Consider the following 17,086-nt stretch of genomic DNA (forward strand, 5'->3'; position numbering starts at 1 on the left):
GGGGAAGATGCCCATTCATTATTGCTTCTGTTCCCACCACTTGAGATAAGAGAATGGATCAATGGAGTGCCATGAGGGGGTCGTGCTGTATATGCCGAAATGCAAATGCGGCACGAATTGATCCTGAGTACCTTCTGGACCATAGCCTGTGCTGCCGACATAACCAATAAGCTGACCTTTTGTAACCTTGGTCCCTTTAGCGATGCCGTCTGCATAACCATTCAGATGCGCATAGTAGAATTGAGTCGTATCATTAACACGAATGGTGAGACGCCATCCTCCGAGCTCGTTCCAACCGAAGTTAACAATCTCGCCATCTAACACACTGTAAACGGGAGTACCTTTTTCAGCGTATATATCAACGCCTTCATGCTTACGGATCTCATCTCCATTAGCAGACCAATACCGTTCATCGGCATAATTATTTTCAAACTGCTGTGTATAGGTTCCTTGAGCTAAAGGAAATATTCCGTCTGTTAATGCAGCCGGCTTTACTAAGCTGGGAGATGAGGCAACAACAGCGGTGCCATACTTATCGGGAATATTCAATATTAAACCATCCCAAACATTATTGGGGTTGCTAATTTGCGGATTTGCGGTAATTAATGTCTCAAGGCTAACACCTTGTTTAAGGCTAATATCCCACATCGATTCTCCGCCTTTAACAGAATATGTAGCAGATCCGGGAACTTGAAGTGTTTGACCTGGATAAATCTCGTTGGATGCGAGTTGGTTTACCTGAATCAATGTGCTAGTGTTGGTGTTGTATGTTTGTGAAATTTTCCATAAGCTGTCTCCGGATTTTACTGTATACACAGCTGCTTGGGCTGACCCTCCAAATAGCAGCATACCTGCCGTCATTACGGCAATTCCAGCTGTAAAAACTCTCTTCAAACCTATCAGCTCCTTAATTGAGGTAATTTAATAGTTTTATAAGACATATTCTCATGATAGCCAAACCATTTCCTTTTGGGTACCGAGAAATAATGGTAATGATACGTCTAGTAAAAAAAAGAAGGAGCTGTGGAGACAGCTCTTTTTGTCATTTTGGATAAACATTGGATATAGCGACGTAGGGATATTTTTCGGAAAACAATACTTGCATTTAATATATGTATGCGATATATTGCATATTAAAGGAGATGCTTATGCCGATACCTACCAATTTTTCAACGCCAATTAGAATGACTGCTAAAGAACGTGCGTTTTCGCAAATCCAAAGATGGATCATAGATGGAACTCTCCAACCCGCAGAAAAGCTGATTGATGCTGATTTAGCAGAAGTCTTGGGTGTTAGCAGAACACCGATTCGGGAAGCCTTGCAATTACTGGAGGTCCAAGGACTTGTAGAAATGCACCCGGGAAAAGATACGAGAGTGAAGAATATTGAAAAAGATGACATTCTGAAAATGTACCCTACGCTTGCTGCCTTACATTCTCTAGCTGCTGAGTTAGCGGCGCCCCTCATCTTATCTGAGCATATTGAGCTGTTAAAGGGGTTTAACGCTCAGTTCACAGAAGCTATCGAGAACGGGCAACCGTATCAAGCGATGGAATTAGATGAACAGTTTCATAATGTCATTGTTGATGTATCCGACAACTCGTATATTTCGTCTTTTAGTTCATCTCTGCAAATTCATATACGCCGATTCAAATATGTGTTTCTGAAGCAACGTATCACTTCAAATCATGAATCCGTTCTGGAGCATGCTGCTATAATTAGCGCTTTGGAAAACCGTGACCCAGACAAAGCAGCAGCCATGATGAAGCAAAATCTATTAAGACCTATGCGTGAGCTGCATGCGCTGATCTAAATTCTAAACTAATTTTAGAAAGGATGGATAACATGTCAGGTAAAGAAGATTTGCGGATACGCAGTAAAGTCATTAGCGAGGGTGTGAATCGGGTTCCGAACCGAGCTATGCTGCGCGCTGTAGGATTTCAAGATGAGGATTTTAAAAAGCCCATGATCGGAGTAGCCAGCACTTGGAGTGAAGTGACTCCCTGCAATATTCATATTGATCAACTTGCTGTAGAAGCTAAAAAGGGAATCAAAGAACATGGCGGAGCTCCTTTAATTTTTAATACGATTACTGTATCCGACGGAATTTCTATGGGGCATGAAGGTATGCTATTTTCCTTACCCAGTCGGGAGATTATTGCCGATTCCATTGAAATTGTGGTTAATGCGGAACGTTTTGATGGGGTGGTTGCGATTGGGGGATGCGATAAAAATACTCCTGCTTGTTTGATGGCAATTGGGAGAATGAATCTGCCAGCCGTCTATGTATATGGGGGAACCATTCAACCAGGGAAGCTGGATGGAAAAGATGTTGATATTGTTACAGCATTTGAAGCGGTGGGCCAGTACCACGAGGGAAAAATCAGCGATGAACAGCTGCATCAGGTTGAATGCCATGTTTGTCCCGGGGCTGGTGCGTGCGGAGGCATGTACACGGCAAACACTATGGCCTCAGCTGCTGAAGCTATGGGGATGAGCTTGCCTGGTTCCTCTTCTACTTCGGCTATTGCACACAGTAAAGCAGAAGAATGCGCCGCAGCAGGCAAGACTGTGCTGGAGCTTTTAGAAAAGAGGATATTTCCGCGAGATATAATGACCAAAGAGGCATTTGAGAATGCAATAACGGTAGTTATGGCACTCGGTGGCTCAACCAATGCTTTTCTGCATCTACTAGCTATTGCACATTCGGTTCAGGTGGATCTAACATTGGATGATTTTGAACGGATACGCAGAAAGGTGCCTCATCTGGCTGATTTAAAGCCAAGTGGCAAATACGTTATGCAGGATCTGAACGATATCGGTGGCGTGCCAGGAGTTATGAAGCTGTTATTGGAGCAAGGCTTGCTGCATGGGGATTGCATGACAGTTACAGGTAAAACTTTGGCTGAGAACTTGGCGGTATTAGAGCCTTTAAAAGAAAACCAAGTGATTATCCGCCCTTTTGATAATCCATTAAAATCAAGCGGTCCCTTGGTTGTACTTAAAGGAAATCTTGCACCGGATGGTGCAGTAGCCAAAATGTCGGGGTTAAAGAAGCTTCGTTTTGCTGGTCCTGCTCGTGTCTATAACAGTGAAGAAGAAGCGACACAAGCTATTATGGGAGATGAAATACGGAAGGGTGATGTAGTAGTCATTCGATATGCGGGTCCCAAAGGTGGGCCAGGCATGCCGGAGATGCTCTCCGTTACGGCAATGATTGTAGGAAAAGGGCTCGGAGGAGAGGTCGCACTAATTACGGATGGAAGGTTTTCGGGAGGCTCACATGGGTTTGTAGTAGGACATGTTGCGCCTGAAGCACAAGTGGGTGGACCGATTGCCTTGCTGCAAGAAGGGGATCTCATAACAATTGATAGTGAAACGCAAGAAATTAATTTTCAAGTATCTCCAGAGGAACTGGAACTAAGAGTGAAAAGCTGGCAAAAGCCTTCACCTAAGTTCTCATCTGGCGTACTGGCAAAATATGCACGGCTCGTATCTTCTGCTTCCAGGGGAGCAGTGACAGATCTGGATATTTCATGAGGTTGTGAGGAGTGATACGAAGGTGGATTTTTACGGACAAAAAGTGCTTCCCGCTGTACGCAAAATGAGAGATTTGGAGCTGTTATTGAACAGCCATTTCGAATACCTGGTACTTCTAGATTGCCATATATCCCAGCTTATGAGTGTATCACAGCTGGCAAGAAGTAATCATAAGAAGCTGCTCATCCATGCTGATCTTATACACGGATTAAAAAATGACGAATATGCTGTTGAGTTTTTGTGCCAAACGGTGAAGCCAGCAGGCATTATATCTACGAAGAGCACAGCGATTGTGACGGCAAAGAAAAACAAGCTATTGGCTATCCAGCGGCATTTTCTGCTGGATACAACAGCTTTGGAGATGACCTATAAAATTACAGAGAAAAACCAGCCTGATTTTATTGAAGTGCTTCCAGGTGTGATGCCGCACATTATTGCCGAAATGTGCGGCAAGCTAAGTATACCTATTCTTGCCGGAGGGTTAATCCGCACGAGTGATGAAGTAGAGATGGCTCTGCAGGCGGGAGCTGTTGCGGTAACGACCTCCCGCAGAGATATTTGGAGCCAGTATTAGGAGAAGCTTAGAGTAAAGATAAGTCCAAATGCTAAGTCTGCTATTTCTTCAATGGCTCGGTTGCATCATGGATATGACCGTCAAGGGTTTGCATTAACGCGGCTGAAACAGAAGACTCCCATCCGAACCGCTCAGCCATGTAATCCATAACAGGCTGCTTCAAACGTTTTACAGCGTCTATATTGAAATAAAGCGAGCCTGTTCTGCGGATAAAAAAGTCGAGCGGCGTAACAACCATCTCCGCTTCGATGCCGTAGAGCAGCGCTGCGAACCATGCGCCTGGCAGTGCATGCTGCTTGGCTTCATCACGGTGTGCGATGTATAACTCGAGTACACGATCTATGTTGGAGCCGTAGCGGTGTACGAGAACGGAAGCATCGGCTTCACTCAACCCGGCGCTGATGCCGGCTCTGATTTTGGTTTTGACGAATGCTTCAAAGCCACTCGAGCCGCCGACATCACCGCCGGAAAGACGAATGCTGTCCGTCTTGCAGCTAGGGTATGGAGCATTCCCTTCTTGCTGCAGCTGTGATGCCACCAGATTGACGATCCGTTCGGCCATTTTCCGGTAGCCGGTCAGCTTGCCTCCGGCTATTGTGATTAAGCCGGAAGGTGCAATAAAGATTTCATCCTTACGGGATAGCTCGGATGGTGATTTGCCGTCCTCGTGGATTAACGGACGCAGTCCCGACCAACTGGACTCCACATCATCCGGCCCCAGCTGGAGTGTCGGGAACATGAAATTAGCTGCGCGCAATATATAATCCCGATCCTCTTCAGTCATCCGAGGATTAACGATATCGCCGACATAATTGGTATCGGTTGTACCAATGTAGGTTTTACCATCGCGTGGAATGGCGAACACCATCCGTCCGTCAGGTGTATCGAAATAAATGGCTTGATTCAACGGGAACTTTTTGCCGTCGATTACAAGATGAACGCCTTTCGTCAGATGCAACCGCTTCCCTTGCTTGGAGCCATCGATTTCTCGAATTGTATCGACCCATGGGCCTGCTGCATTAACGATCCGTTTGGCGCGCACGTCCACGCTCACTCCTGTTAGCTGATCAACGACTTTTACGCCGACCAACTTTCCTTGGTCATATAGAAGCTCCTCGGCTTTGGCGTAACTGACCGCCTTCACCCCGCGGCTCACAGCTTCCTTCATCGTCTCTATCGTTAGACGCGCATCATCGGTACGATACTCGACATAGTACCCTCCACCTTTGAGCATATCCGTACGAAGCAGCGGCTCCTTCGTTAATGTTTTGTCCTTGTTTAGCATTATTCTGCGTTCTTGCCTTCGTACACCAGCCAACAGGTCATAAACAAGCAGTCCTACGGATGTTGCCAGCTTGCCATACGTTCCTCCTTGGATGATAGGCAGCAGCATCCATTCAGGATTTGTCACATGGGGCGCATTTTCGTATACGATTGCGCGTTCTTTACCTACCTCAGCGACCAGCTTAAATTCCAACTGCTTTAAGTAACGAAGTCCGCCATGAATGAGCTTGGTTGAACGACTGGAGGTACCGGCTCCGAAATCCTGCATTTCGATCAAGCCTGTACTCATGCCGCGGCTCTGTGCATCCAAAGCAATGCCCGCTCCTGTGATTCCTCCGCCAATAACCAATAAATCCAACGTTTGCTGACCCAGCTCTTTTAAGTTTGAAATTCGTTTCTCGCTCGAAAAGTGTGCTCCCATAAACAATCCCATCCTTTTTCTATATGATTACAAACAAAAAAGACCGCAAACATGATCCCATTGCAATGCTTATGCATTGGGTATGTTTCGGTCTCTCTGGTTCTCTGACCTGATTATTAACTTGTTAGTGCGTATCATATCATGCCCCAGAAGATTAATCAATACGGTTGACAGTGAAAATGATAGTGTGTTAGATTGCATCTGATGAAAGCGTTTTTTATCGTCATAGGATTGTGGCAGGAGGGGAAAAGCCATGAAACAAAAACGTTATGTAGTGGCCATAGACCAAGGGACAACGAGCTGTAGAGCTATCGTTTTTGATCCACAAGGGGCTATTGTCAGCACGGCTCAGAAGGAATTTACGCAATTTTTTCCGAAATCCGGTTGGGTAGAGCATGATGCGGAGGAAATTTGGCAGGTGCAGCTGGAGGTACTTCACGAAGCGGTAAAATTGCTTGATCTGGAGGAGATTGCAGCAATCGGTATTACCAATCAGCGCGAAACGACTGTGGTATGGGATAAGCAGACTGGCAAGCCGCTGCATCCGGCCATTGTTTGGCAGTGCCGAAGAACGAGCGCGATGTGTGAGGAGCTGAAGCAGCAGGGCTGGGAACCCATTATTCGAAGCAAAACAGGATTGGTGCTTGATGCCTATTTTTCGGGAACGAAGCTGAAGTGGCTGCTGGATAACAATCCTGATATAAGGGCTAAGGCAGAGCAGGGAGAGGCTCTGTTCGGTACTATCGATTCATGGTTAATTTGGAAGTTGACGGAAGGCCGCCAGCATGTCACCGATGCAAGCAATGCCTCAAGGACAATGCTGCTCAATATTCATTCCGTACAATGGGATGATGACATATTGCGTGAATTAAACATACCGAAGGCCATGCTGCCGGAGGTTAAATCATCCAGTGAGGTGTACGGATATACGGAGCTTCTAGGTACAACCGCTGGCGTTCGCATTCCAATTGCTGGAGCCGCTGGAGATCAGCAGGCGGCTTTGTTCGGTCAAGGCTGCTTCACCGAAGGAATGGCTAAGAACACCTACGGTACGGGCTGCTTTGTATTGAAACAAACCGGAGAGAAGCCGGTCATGTCTGAGAAAGGGCTTATTACTACCATAGCCTGGAGCTTGAACGGCAAAGTGTATTATGCCTTGGAAGGCAGTGTATTTAATGCCGGTACTGTTGTGCAGTGGCTTCGTGATGGACTCGGCATTGTAGGAACCGCCGCTGAGACGGAAGTGATTGCAAAATCCGTAGAGCATACAGAAGGCGTCTACTTCGTGCCGGCCTTTACCGGCTTAGGCACTCCATATTGGGAGCCTGATGCACGCGGCATGATTACTGGCTTGACCCGCGCTTCAACAAGAGCACATATTGTTAGAGCAGCATTGGAGTCGATAGCTTTCCAGAGCTACGAAGTTCTACAGGTGATGGAGGAAGAGTCCGGTATTCATCTGCGCGAACTGAGGGTGGACGGCGGCGCTGTGAAGAATGAGTTCCTCATGCAGTTCCAAGCTGATCTGCTTGGTGTTGCTGTAACCCGGCCTAGGGTTATAGAGACGACAGCGCTGGGAGCTGCATTTCTTGCAGGGCTGGCAGTTGGATTATGGAACGATTTGTCCGAGCTGGAGCAGTTGAAGGGATACGACCGTTCCTTTAGACCGGCCAAGGACGAGGCTTATCGCAAACAGGCGGTTTCTGCCTGGCAGCGTGCGGTAGCTTATCAATTGGGGTAGTAGTAGGAGTTAATGCAAAAATAAATTGTAAGCAACGAAATGGCTGCCCAAAAGGGATACGCTCTAGTGAGACTATAGCAAAATATGTGAAAATGAACCTTCCAACAACCTATACAAGTTGAGTTGGAGGTTCTTTTTGCATCTAATTTACGCTTAAAGAGGGTGTTGGAATTTTCCTGTAAACTTGATTGGATCTGAGAGCTAGTCAAACTCCTGACTTTAAACAGGGGCCTGATGGTTACGAAAAACCGTGAACCACAGCTTAGCAAATTCACATTCTGCAGCATCCAATTCAACATTTAAACATTACTCAATTATCGATTCATGTAAACGGTTTTTGGCAAATTCGGCTACAATGGGATACGCACTTTGAAGGAACTTCCTTCACCTACCATGCTGTCCACATGAATAGTACCCCGACCCGCATCCACGATGTTCTTGGCAATCGCAAGACCCAGTCCATGTCCGCCGGTCTGGCGCGTTCGCGACTTATCCTGCCTATAAAAACGGTCGAAGACACGAGGGAGCGCTTCGGCAGCAATGCCGATACCGCTATCCTTGACCTCGATTGTGAGGATGTGGGCCCCTTTTTCCATCCCATCCTCAAGAAGTACAGTGACCAACCCTTTTTCCGGCGTATATTTAACCGCATTATCGATTAACAGAACGAGCAGCTGTGTCAATTTCTCCGCGTCCCAATTCACCGTCAGCTCGTCGGGAGCGTGCAGCCTTAAGACAATGTCCTTTGCTTGGGCCAATGGCTGAAGCTTATTAACCACGCTTACGGCAGCATCTCGCAAATTAAACGAGGAGCGATTTAGCACGAATTCTCCTGAATCGGAGCGGGCCAAGTGCAGCAGCTCTTGAACCAGCTTGGTTATTGAGTTTACCTCATCTTTCATACCCTTAAGCACATTCTTCGAGAAGGGATCGTTATCGATGCTCGCTTCGAGCTGAAGTGCTTCAATCGATGTCAGCATGACACTCATTGGAGTACGCAGTTCATGGGAAGCATCAGCTACGAACTCACGTTGTCTCGCATAAGCTCTAGCAATCGGTATAATCGCTTTGCGCGACATTAAATGACTGAGCCATAAGGCTAGAATAAAGAAAAGCAGTACCATTCCGACCAGCAGAATGAGCAGCCAACGAAACAAATCATGTTGGAATGTGACCTCCTTTCCCACATATAAGGTGCCGATTCTCTCCCCATTCCATTGCAGCTCGCGGCTCGTAACAAGGAATCTTGCATCCGCTCCTTGCTTTGGGCGTCCTGGCTCGTCCGGGGGCGGATTGTCAAACGTTTGCAGGGTAACCTTTTCTATTGCTTTCCCCTTGAAATAGCCCTTTCTGATGGACTCCATCACCTGAGTGCGCAGTTCCGGCTGAATCTCACCCCCCAGCTCCACATTTCCATTCATTGCAATTAAGTAATAAAACGATTGATCGGTGCTGATCGAGAAGGCATCCTCTACGGAGCGCGGGGGGCGTCTATTCGGATTGTTATCTTGGTCCGCCCACTTTTGTAGTGTGCGTATTTCACTGTCTGCGAGCTCGTTCAGACGAACCCTCTGATCGTTCCAGATGAACAGATACAGTAGGGCATACACAATAATCACGAATAAACTGAGGAAAATAATAAGCACACCGCTGTATTGCAGAGTGAGCTTATTGCGCGTACGGTCGAATAAATCGCCTTCATATAGCCACTTTTTTAACGAACCCCAGTTACGCATCAATTTTATAACCTATACCTCTCACGCTCTGAATAAGCTCCCTTGAGTCGGAGGGGACGAGCTTCTTGCGTATTAATTTGACGATAGCATCAATCGACTTCAAATTCACTTCCGCATCAAGACCCCACACCTTGTCCAAAATGACCTCGCGTGTCAAGGTACGACCCTTGTTTTGCAGTAGCAGGTCCAGAATTTGAAACTCACGCGGGGATAATTGGATTTCTTGGTCACCTTGAATAACGATCTGATTCGTCCTCTGCAGCTCTAGATCTCGGATGCGGATTACATCCTCCTGCAACGGAATGAAATTTCTGCGCATCAGTGCTCGCAAACGCGCTAGCAGCTCGTCCATCTCGAATGGTTTGACCAGATAATCGTCAGCACCGGCATCTAGACCTTCAACGCGATCCTGTAATGCATCTTTCGCTGTCAGCATTAGAATCGCACCGAGATATCCCATTTTGCGGAGTCTGGCGCATGTATCGCGGCCATTTCCTTCCGGCATCATCCAATCGAGAACAACAACATCATAGCTGGAAGCCGTCGCATAATCGAACGCATCATTCCCTGTTGTTACCCAGTCAACGGCACAGCCCGTTTTTTTCTTCAGCATATGTACGGTTAGCTCTCCCAGCCGATCATCGTCTTCCGCCAATAAGATCTTCATAGGCTTGCCCCATTTCCTGATTTATCCTTTTTAAAACAGTATAATCGAAAGTCTTCATGCTTTCACCGTAATTTCACCAAGTCCAAGTAATATAGGTTTCAAGGAATACAAAATCCAATGAGATGAAGGGAAGATTACAATGAACACAAAAAAGAAACTCATTATCGCCAGTACGTTGATAGCCATTCTTGCAGTGAGTGGAGAAAGTGTGTTAGGCAGCAATATCAAGGCTTTGGCTGAACCCAGTGCCCCACATTCGACAGCAGGAATGGCAAAGAATAAAGCGGGTAAAGACGCACCGAAAAGGGAAGATGGCAGCAAACGAGGGAAGGCTGGAATCGATGGAAAAGGAAATCCATGCCGCATAGAGGGACCAGATGGTGAATTAAAAACCAATAAGGCTGAAACGGCTGGAGCTGACGCCACAAGCACTAATTCATCAGCAGGCTCAGTAACCAGCGGCAATAATTCGGAACAAGCTACTTCAGTAGTTATTTCCAATGGATTTAACACAGACCCGCAGGACAAAGGCAGGCCGGTAGTACTGATTGCCGCAGCACTAGGGGTTCCTACCGAAGTTTTTAGAGAAGCATTTCGAGGAGTAACTCCTGCAGGCTTGGAAAGTCAGCCCAGTCCCGAACTGGCTCAACGAAACAAAGCAGCCCTTCTTAAAGTTCTTGCTCCTTATGGGATTACAAACGAACGTTTAGATGAGGTATCCAACTATTACCGTTACAACGGAAGAAAAGGTGAAACCTGGAAAAAGACTGAAGCTGCTGCAACTGCAACAATAGTGGATGGCGTCGTGACTGGTGTAACCATCACAAATCCAGGATCAGGATATTCTTCAAATCCAACAGTAACCGTAACGGGACCAAACGGTGTAATTACTGGGACAGCAACAGTTATCTACGCGCAAGATTTTAAAACAAATGGAAGTATTTCGGCTATAGCTATCAATTAAGAAAGTGGAGTGCTCATTCGTTTGGGGTAAGTAAACCAGTCGTAATGCCCCAAGTTCCACTTGCCAGTTACGGCTCGCTAATTTTCACTGCCGATTTTCAGTTGCACATAAAAAGTTCTTGCATTTATGAGAGGTAGAACCGATAATGGGGTAAAGTTGCAAACGGTTTCAGTGCAAGGATGTTCCCAATTGAAGATCATGGGTGGAGACATTGAGAGAACCCAGGTATCTATTATTTGCTAGGCGGCTCGCGATTTTGCGAGGTATCCGCTCCGGCTGGTAGAGGCCTGGTTTTTTTGTGCATACGGACGAACTCTTCGGACAGAAACGGTTTGGTGAAAATGAGGAGGGAAAATATGAATCGTAAGTTTAAACAAGCAATTGTAACTTCGGTTACCATGTCACTATTCGCGACATCGGCCGTGTTAGGCATTCGGGCTGTACCAGCTGCGGCTGCGCCATCGGCACCCGCAGTACTTATCACTGAGTTAGTGCCGGATTCGAAAAACTTATCTTCAAATGATGCTTATGAATATGTCGAGCTGTATAATGCAACTGACAAAGCTATTAGCTTGACAGGGTATAAGCTTCGGGGCAAAATAGACGGCACTTCTCAATGGGAAGGAACGCTTAGCGGAAATGTGAGTATTCCCCCGCGTGAAACGATTTTGATCTGGACGCAGAATACCACGATTACACCACTGGGGTTGAATCGTGACCAGTTCAGAAGCAATTATGGCATTTCTGCGTCCGATCTGCCGGATGACCGTATTCATATCCTGCAAAACGTAGCAGGCCTGTACAACGGAAGCACAACCCAGAAGAATATTACAATTAGCTTAGCTGATCCACTGGATGTTGAGATTGTTACCGCCACCTATTATTTAGACGGTCAGGACGATACGTTCGAAAATAAAGGCATCTCATTTAAGCAGCCATGCTCAAGCGTTGCTATGCTGCATAATAGTGGAAATAAAACCGCCACGCCAGGCAGAATAACCGATGAATTGTCGGGAGTTGCACCGAGTGATGCCGTTGCTGTTGGTGGAGAACGCAGCTTGAATTTGTCGTGGACGCCTTGCACCGTTTCGAATCTAGCTGGCTACCGAATAGATTCTCAGGACGGGCTTCCGTCAGCGTCGGTGACGGGAGCGACGTACACATTTACAGGGCTGACGAATGGAAAGGACTATACGTTCACTTTATCATCCGTTTATAACGATGGTCGCGTTTCGCCAGCCTCCCTTCCTGTACGGGGGAAAGCGGGTATCCCGGTTATTCCGGCTAATATAAGCGGGCTTCAAGCACTCCCTCGCGATGGAGCGATACGGTTGAGCTGGGATGCTTCCAAGGAGGGAGATGTTGCCGGTTACCGCATTTATAAAAACGGAGTGCAACTGCCGAATTTGGTTACTGGCTCTTCCTATGTAGCACCAGGTTTAACCAATGGACAAAGCGTCACGTTCGCTGTCTACACTGTTAATCAGACGGGGTTAATGTCCGCAAAGCCAGCTGTAGTTGCCCAGAAACCCCAGGCTGCTCCTTCATTCTTGGTTACCGAAATGACTCCCAATTCGAAAAACGTTGACTACAAAACCGGAGGGACCGACGCATTCGAATTCATCGAACTGCATAATACGACCTCAACACCGATCAACATTAAAGGCTTTAAATTAAAATACAGTGCAGTAACCGATCCTTATCCGATTACTGAAGACAAGATTGTTGAACCTCAAGGGACTTTTATTATTTGGTTCAAAAATACAAATGTACAGCAGGTCGGCCTGACGGAGTTCAATCTCGCCTACGGCAGCTCGATTACGGAGGATCAATTATTCGTAATCGTAAACGGCGGGATGTCGAATACAGCGGCAAGAGGTGTGAAATTCCTGGACCCCGATAATAATGTGCTTACGGACACGACCTACAATGTAGAAGATGTCGGCGAGAGCATCAGTGCTAATTTCATTCCCAATCGCAGTAATGGGGTTATCTCGACTGAAAGATTTTCTGCGCAAGCTAATCCAGGCTTCCTGTATCCCGTGCAGAAAATAGCAGATCCATCTGATACGGTTGCTCCTGCAATGCCTTCAGGTGTAAAGGTGACAGCAGGTATTGGCGGAGCAAAGGTAGTCTGGAGTAAAGATCTTGAGCCAGACGTTGCTTATGTGAATGTATATGTGGACGGTGTGGTGAAAAATAAACTCCTGATGCCGCAAAGTGAGGTCATTATTGAGGGATTGGAAAATGAAAAGGCCGTTTCCTTGCAGGTGAGCGCAATTGATACGGCTGGCAGAGAGTCTGGACGTACGGCTTCGATAGTTGCAACCCCGACGGCTGATGCAATGCCAGCCTTGCTGATTACGGAGGTCGTACCCGATACGTGGAACACGGAACCGTTAGAGTCGAAGGATGTTTATGATGCATATGAGTTCATCGAGCTGTACAATCCGCATTCGCAGCCGCTTGATCTGAATGGCAAGACTGTTCGTTTCACGCAGCCAGATGATGCATTGAAAAGCTGGTCATGGACTTTCAATAAGCCTACGGTTATTGAGCCGAAAAAAACATTGCAATTCTGGGTGCGTCCGAATGGATTAAACTACTTGAAGTCGGACGGATTTAATTTCTTTTATTACGGCTTCCAGGAAGCGAAGTATGTACCTGAATCCTCATTCGTATATGGGGACGGTGCGGGTGGATTAGCTAACGGCGGTGGTACCATCGAAATCGTTGAAACTAATGGTAATGTACTCGTTTCGGCTACGTATACAGCAGGCCAATTTCTGGAGAAAAAGGGCATCACTTATGCTTATCCTATGTTTGGAGGAAACGTAATGCGGATTTCAGGCTTGCAGCAAACGGGCACGCCTGGTGTTGTGGGTTCCCAACAAATCCCACGTGAATCTTTCACTGATCAGACTGCACCTGCCTCACCTGCAGGGTTTCATGCAGTTCCAGGTCCTGGAGAAGCAACAATGAACTGGCTGCCAAGCACGGAATCAGATTTGGCTGGGTATCGACTGTACATGAACGATCAGCTTGAGCTGACGTTGCCTGCTTCTGCTACATCTTACAAGATGCCGGCACTTTTGGGTGAAGTCTCAACGAAGTTCGAGCTAAGCGCTATAGACGATTCAGGCAATGAATCCTTGCGTGTAACGGCAACAATTAAGCCAACCTATACGCCAATGACTCAAATAGAAAGAGATCCAAGTCCTGCGAACGCTCTGACCCAATCAAGGTATCAGGCAGCCTGGGATGTTGGAGAGAAAGGTCCAATAATACCTGGACTCGTACAAGGGCATGTACCTCAAGGGATGTCGTATTACAAGGATGAGCAGCGTGAATGGATGCTGATGGCAGCATATCACTATACAGGGGACCCAAGTACTCTTGCAGTAGTCGATGCAAAAACGGGTGTTTTGGTGAAGTATGTTAATCTGAAAAATCCTGACGGTACGATTTACACTGGGCACGCGGGTGGTGTTGCGGTAAGCCGCGAAAATGTATGGCTTTCATCCGGGAAAAAGATGTATAGGATGCCTATTCAGACCTTAATTGACTCGGTAGATCAAGGCTTCGCGCAATTTGCGGATTCGTTCGGAGTTGTGACTAATTCTTCTTTTACGGCCTATGAGAACGGCATACTGTGGGTTGGAGAATATAGCAATCCGCCTACCTATACAACCGATCCATCGCACCAGCTGCAAAACCGAAATGGGGAGACCCATCTGTCATGGATCGCTGGCTATGAGCTGGATTCAAATGATCGACTTCCATCCGGTACACCGAGCTTCCGTGAAGAAAACATAGACAAATTTGTTCCTAAATATGTGATAAGTATCGGAGATAAAATCCAAGGTATAGGGTTTAACAAGGGAGAGGTTTTGCTCACTTATAACCAGGGGCGCTCCTACAACTCCATATTGCGCTATGCGATGCCGAACGTAACTGATCTGTCTACGAAAAATGCACAAACCATCATCGCTGGTGTTACAGTGCCGGTATGGTTGCTGGATGGCGTAAACAAAAATGGTTCCATCAACATCCCAACTGGTGCTGAGAACATGTTCATCCGCAAAGTGAATGACACGGACCACCTGTATGTAAACTTCGAATCCGGTGCCAACCATGTTCGGTACATGTCGTCGTATTCGATGGATCGATTGCTTGACCTAAACCTTGATCAGATGCGAGCATATGACACCCGGACTTTAACGGGGGTTCCACAGGAACTAAAAGTTGGTGCAGAGGCACAGGTAAGCGTACTGGCTAACCGGGGGAAAAGACCTGCTGAGAACGTAACCCCCAGCTATACATGGGCGAGCAGCGATTCATCAATTATCGAGGTAACTGCAGATGGTCGAATTCGGGGTATAAGACCAGGTATAGCTAAGGTTGTAGGTACGGCTGGTGAGAGTTTACTGGAAGCTTCCATAACCGTGTCCTCCCCGAACTCGATTCGGTCAGATTTACCTTCGAGTGGGAAGATAACGGCAGGCACAACATTCCAACTAGAAGTAAAAGCGGTCTATACGGACGGATTTGAAAGTGATGTGACGTCTCAGGCTGCTTATGCGATCATAGGGGGCACTGGTGCGGTTGAAGTAAGCGGCACAGGACTAGTTCGAGCTATTAAACCTGGCAGTGAATTGATCTCGGTAACATTCGATGGAAAAGCGATCGAGCTTAGAATCATTGTCAACAACAGTAGCGAGAATAATGGAAATGGCAACAATAACGGAAATGGCGAGAATAATGGAAATGGCAACAATAACGGAAATGGCGAGAATAATGGAAATGGCAACAATAACGGAAATGGCGAGAATAATGGGAATGGCAACAATAACGGAAATGGCGAGAATAATGGGAATGGCAACAATAACGGAAATGGCGAGAATAATGGGAATGGCAACAATAACGGTAATGGTGAGAATAATGGAAATGGCAACAATAACGGTAATGGCAACAATAACGGAAATAGAAACAAAAGCAAAGGTAATGCAAGCATCGTAACGACTAACCCGACGAACAACCCTAAGCAGCAAAATGTAACGCCCAGATGAGATCAAATCAGGCAATGGAGCTGTCAAACTGAAGCTGGCTGCAGACAAAACGGAGCTGGCGATTTCAGGAGACATACTGAAGCAGTATGATGGTAGTTCGCTAGAAATTGAGCAAGGTAATGCAAGTCTGGTTATTCCTTCTGAAACGTTACAGTCAGCAGCAGCTTCGGTAAAAGCTGCAGAGGGTAGTCAAGCACAAGTCATCGTGACTTTAAAGCTAGCTGCGGTACCTAGTCAATCCAAGGAATATAAGATGGCCGGCGGAGCCTTTTCGTTAGGGTTGTCCGTTGTGAAGCCTGACGGAGCGGAATCGGCAATGAACCAAGTGGATCAATCCGTCGAAGTGAAAATCAAAGTCGAAGCTGAGCGCGATTCTCGATTATTAGGTCTTTACAGAGTCAATGCCGACGGGACAATTGATTATGTCGGCGGCAAGGTAAAGGACGGCGTGCTGACGGCGTAGTTGGTAGGCTCCGGCACCTATGTCGTATTGGAGTATAGCAAATCGTACGCCGACGTTCCGCCTGGCAATTGGGCTTACGAAGCACTTCAAGTGCTTGCCGCGAAGCATGTGGCCGAAGGAGTCACCTCTGATACATTTACACCTAATGAGCCGGTAACACGGGCGGAATTTACAGCACTGCTCTTTCGCGCGTTCGAGTTCGCCCCTTCCAAAGAGGCGGTTGGCTTCTTAGATGTAGCGTCTGACGCTTGGTACAAGGAGCCCGTTGGAGCTGCATCGTCAATCGGACTTATCCAAGGTGTGGAGCAGGGACGCTTCGCACCGAATGAGCCGGTCACTCGCGAGCAGATGGCGGTGCTGTTAGTACGTGCTTGGGAGCGAAAGGTAGCTCTGATTGAGCCTGGAAAAGGTAACCCATTTAAAGACTCGGTGAATATTGCTAATTGGGCAGCGGATGCGGTGTCCAAGGCACGCAGCGCGGGACTGATTAGCGGAAAAGATGGGGATCGTTTCGATCCGAAGTCTGTCGCAACGCGGGCTGAGAGTGTTCAAGCCATTTTCAACGCCTTGTTCAAATAGAAATAGGATAAATGCTCCCGCTATAATTGAGTGATTTTTTCTGTTCC

The 17,086-nt window shown here is 47.0% G+C and carries 12 protein-coding genes; 8 read left to right on the forward strand and 4 right to left on the reverse strand.

The window, feature by feature from the left end; genetic code table 11:
- Positions 1-18: 18 nt before the first annotated feature.
- Positions 19-894 carry a M23 family metallopeptidase gene (locus GC093_RS24135; protein WP_171654473.1) on the reverse strand — a complete coding sequence of 292 codons (876 nt, stop codon included), beginning with the start codon at positions 892-894 and terminating at the stop codon, positions 19-21.
- Between the two features lie 254 nt (positions 895-1,148).
- Between GC093_RS24135 and GC093_RS24140 the strand changes: the two genes are divergently transcribed.
- The 3 genes from GC093_RS24140 to GC093_RS24150 are packed head-to-tail and all read left to right on the forward strand — an operon-like array spanning position 1,149 to position 4,115.
- The gene (locus GC093_RS24140) at positions 1,149-1,814 is read left to right on the forward strand and encodes a GntR family transcriptional regulator (RefSeq protein ID WP_171654474.1); all 666 of its coding nucleotides are present in this window, start codon (positions 1,149-1,151) and stop codon (positions 1,812-1,814) included.
- A 32-nt stretch (positions 1,815-1,846) separates the two neighbouring features.
- Positions 1,847-3,541 (forward strand): dihydroxy-acid dehydratase, encoded by a 1,695-nt coding sequence (gene ilvD / locus GC093_RS24145; RefSeq protein ID WP_171654475.1) that lies wholly within the window; start codon positions 1,847-1,849, stop codon positions 3,539-3,541.
- Between the two features lie 22 nt (positions 3,542-3,563).
- On the forward strand, positions 3,564-4,115 hold the full coding sequence (locus GC093_RS24150) for a glycerol-3-phosphate responsive antiterminator (protein WP_171654530.1): 552 nt from the start codon (positions 3,564-3,566) through the stop codon (positions 4,113-4,115).
- A 40-nt stretch (positions 4,116-4,155) separates the two neighbouring features.
- Here the strand turns inward: GC093_RS24150 and GC093_RS24155 are convergent, their stop codons facing one another.
- Positions 4,156-5,820 carry a glycerol-3-phosphate dehydrogenase/oxidase gene (locus GC093_RS24155; protein ID WP_171654476.1) on the reverse strand — a complete coding sequence of 555 codons (1,665 nt, stop codon included), beginning with the start codon at positions 5,818-5,820 and terminating at the stop codon, positions 4,156-4,158.
- Between the two features lie 253 nt (positions 5,821-6,073).
- Between GC093_RS24155 and glpK the strand changes: the two genes are divergently transcribed.
- A complete protein-coding gene (gene glpK / locus GC093_RS24160; protein ID WP_171654477.1) occupies positions 6,074-7,561 on the forward strand; it encodes a glycerol kinase GlpK in 1,488 nt (495 codons plus the stop codon).
- Between the two features lie 350 nt (positions 7,562-7,911).
- On the opposite strand, the gene GC093_RS24165 is transcribed toward glpK, so the two are convergent.
- Both GC093_RS24165 and GC093_RS24170 read right to left on the reverse strand, forming a co-directional pair.
- Positions 7,912-9,297, reverse strand: coding sequence for a sensor histidine kinase (locus tag GC093_RS24165; protein ID WP_171654478.1), 1,386 nt, complete (start codon positions 9,295-9,297; stop codon positions 7,912-7,914).
- Complete coding sequence (locus GC093_RS24170) at positions 9,290-9,964, reverse strand: response regulator transcription factor (protein ID WP_171654479.1); 675 nt, start codon at positions 9,962-9,964, stop codon at positions 9,290-9,292. Before GC093_RS24170 ends, GC093_RS24165 begins: the two co-directional genes overlap by 8 nt.
- Positions 9,965-10,103: 139 nt before the next feature.
- Here GC093_RS24170 and GC093_RS24175 point away from each other — a divergent pair, with 139 nt between their 5' ends.
- From GC093_RS24175 to GC093_RS24190, 4 genes are all read left to right on the forward strand, one after another.
- Positions 10,104-10,928 (forward strand): hypothetical protein, encoded by an 825-nt coding sequence (locus tag GC093_RS24175; RefSeq protein WP_171654480.1) that lies wholly within the window; start codon positions 10,104-10,106, stop codon positions 10,926-10,928.
- A 356-nt stretch (positions 10,929-11,284) separates the two neighbouring features.
- Entirely contained in the window at positions 11,285-15,997 is a 4,713-nt protein-coding gene (locus GC093_RS24180; RefSeq protein ID WP_171654481.1) for a lamin tail domain-containing protein, read from the forward strand.
- A gap of 205 nt (positions 15,998-16,202) precedes the next feature.
- Entirely contained in the window at positions 16,203-16,460 is a 258-nt protein-coding gene (locus tag GC093_RS24185) for a hypothetical protein (protein WP_171654482.1), read from the forward strand.
- A 27-nt stretch (positions 16,461-16,487) separates the two neighbouring features.
- A complete protein-coding gene (locus GC093_RS24190) occupies positions 16,488-17,039 on the forward strand; it encodes an S-layer homology domain-containing protein (RefSeq protein ID WP_216624791.1) in 552 nt (183 codons plus the stop codon).
- Positions 17,040-17,086: the final 47 nt, after the last annotated feature.

Origin of the sequence: Paenibacillus foliorum, assembly GCF_013141765.1 — a bacterium.
Lineage (GTDB): Bacteria > Bacillota > Bacilli > Paenibacillales > NBRC-103111 > Paenibacillus_S > Paenibacillus_S foliorum.

What these genes read in the sequence shown, in the direction of transcription:
- GC093_RS24180 (WP_171654481.1), top strand. Translation starts at nt 11,285, where the DNA reads ATGAATCGTAAGTTTAAACAAGCAATTGTAACTTCGGTTACCATGTCA.
- ilvD (WP_171654475.1), top strand. Translation starts at nt 1,847, where the DNA reads ATGTCAGGTAAAGAAGATTTGCGGATACGCAGTAAAGTCATTAGCGAG.
- glpK (WP_171654477.1), top strand. Translation starts at nt 6,074, where the DNA reads ATGAAACAAAAACGTTATGTAGTGGCCATAGACCAAGGGACAACGAGC.
- GC093_RS24170 (WP_171654479.1), bottom strand. Translation starts at nt 9,964, where the DNA reads ATGAAGATCTTATTGGCGGAAGACGATGATCGGCTGGGAGAGCTAACC.
- GC093_RS24165 (WP_171654478.1), bottom strand. Translation starts at nt 9,297, where the DNA reads ATGCGTAACTGGGGTTCGTTAAAAAAGTGGCTATATGAAGGCGATTTA.
- GC093_RS24155 (WP_171654476.1), bottom strand. Translation starts at nt 5,820, where the DNA reads ATGGGAGCACACTTTTCGAGCGAGAAACGAATTTCAAACTTAAAAGAG.
- GC093_RS24140 (WP_171654474.1), top strand. Translation starts at nt 1,149, where the DNA reads ATGCCGATACCTACCAATTTTTCAACGCCAATTAGAATGACTGCTAAA.
- GC093_RS24175 (WP_171654480.1), top strand. Translation starts at nt 10,104, where the DNA reads ATGAACACAAAAAAGAAACTCATTATCGCCAGTACGTTGATAGCCATT.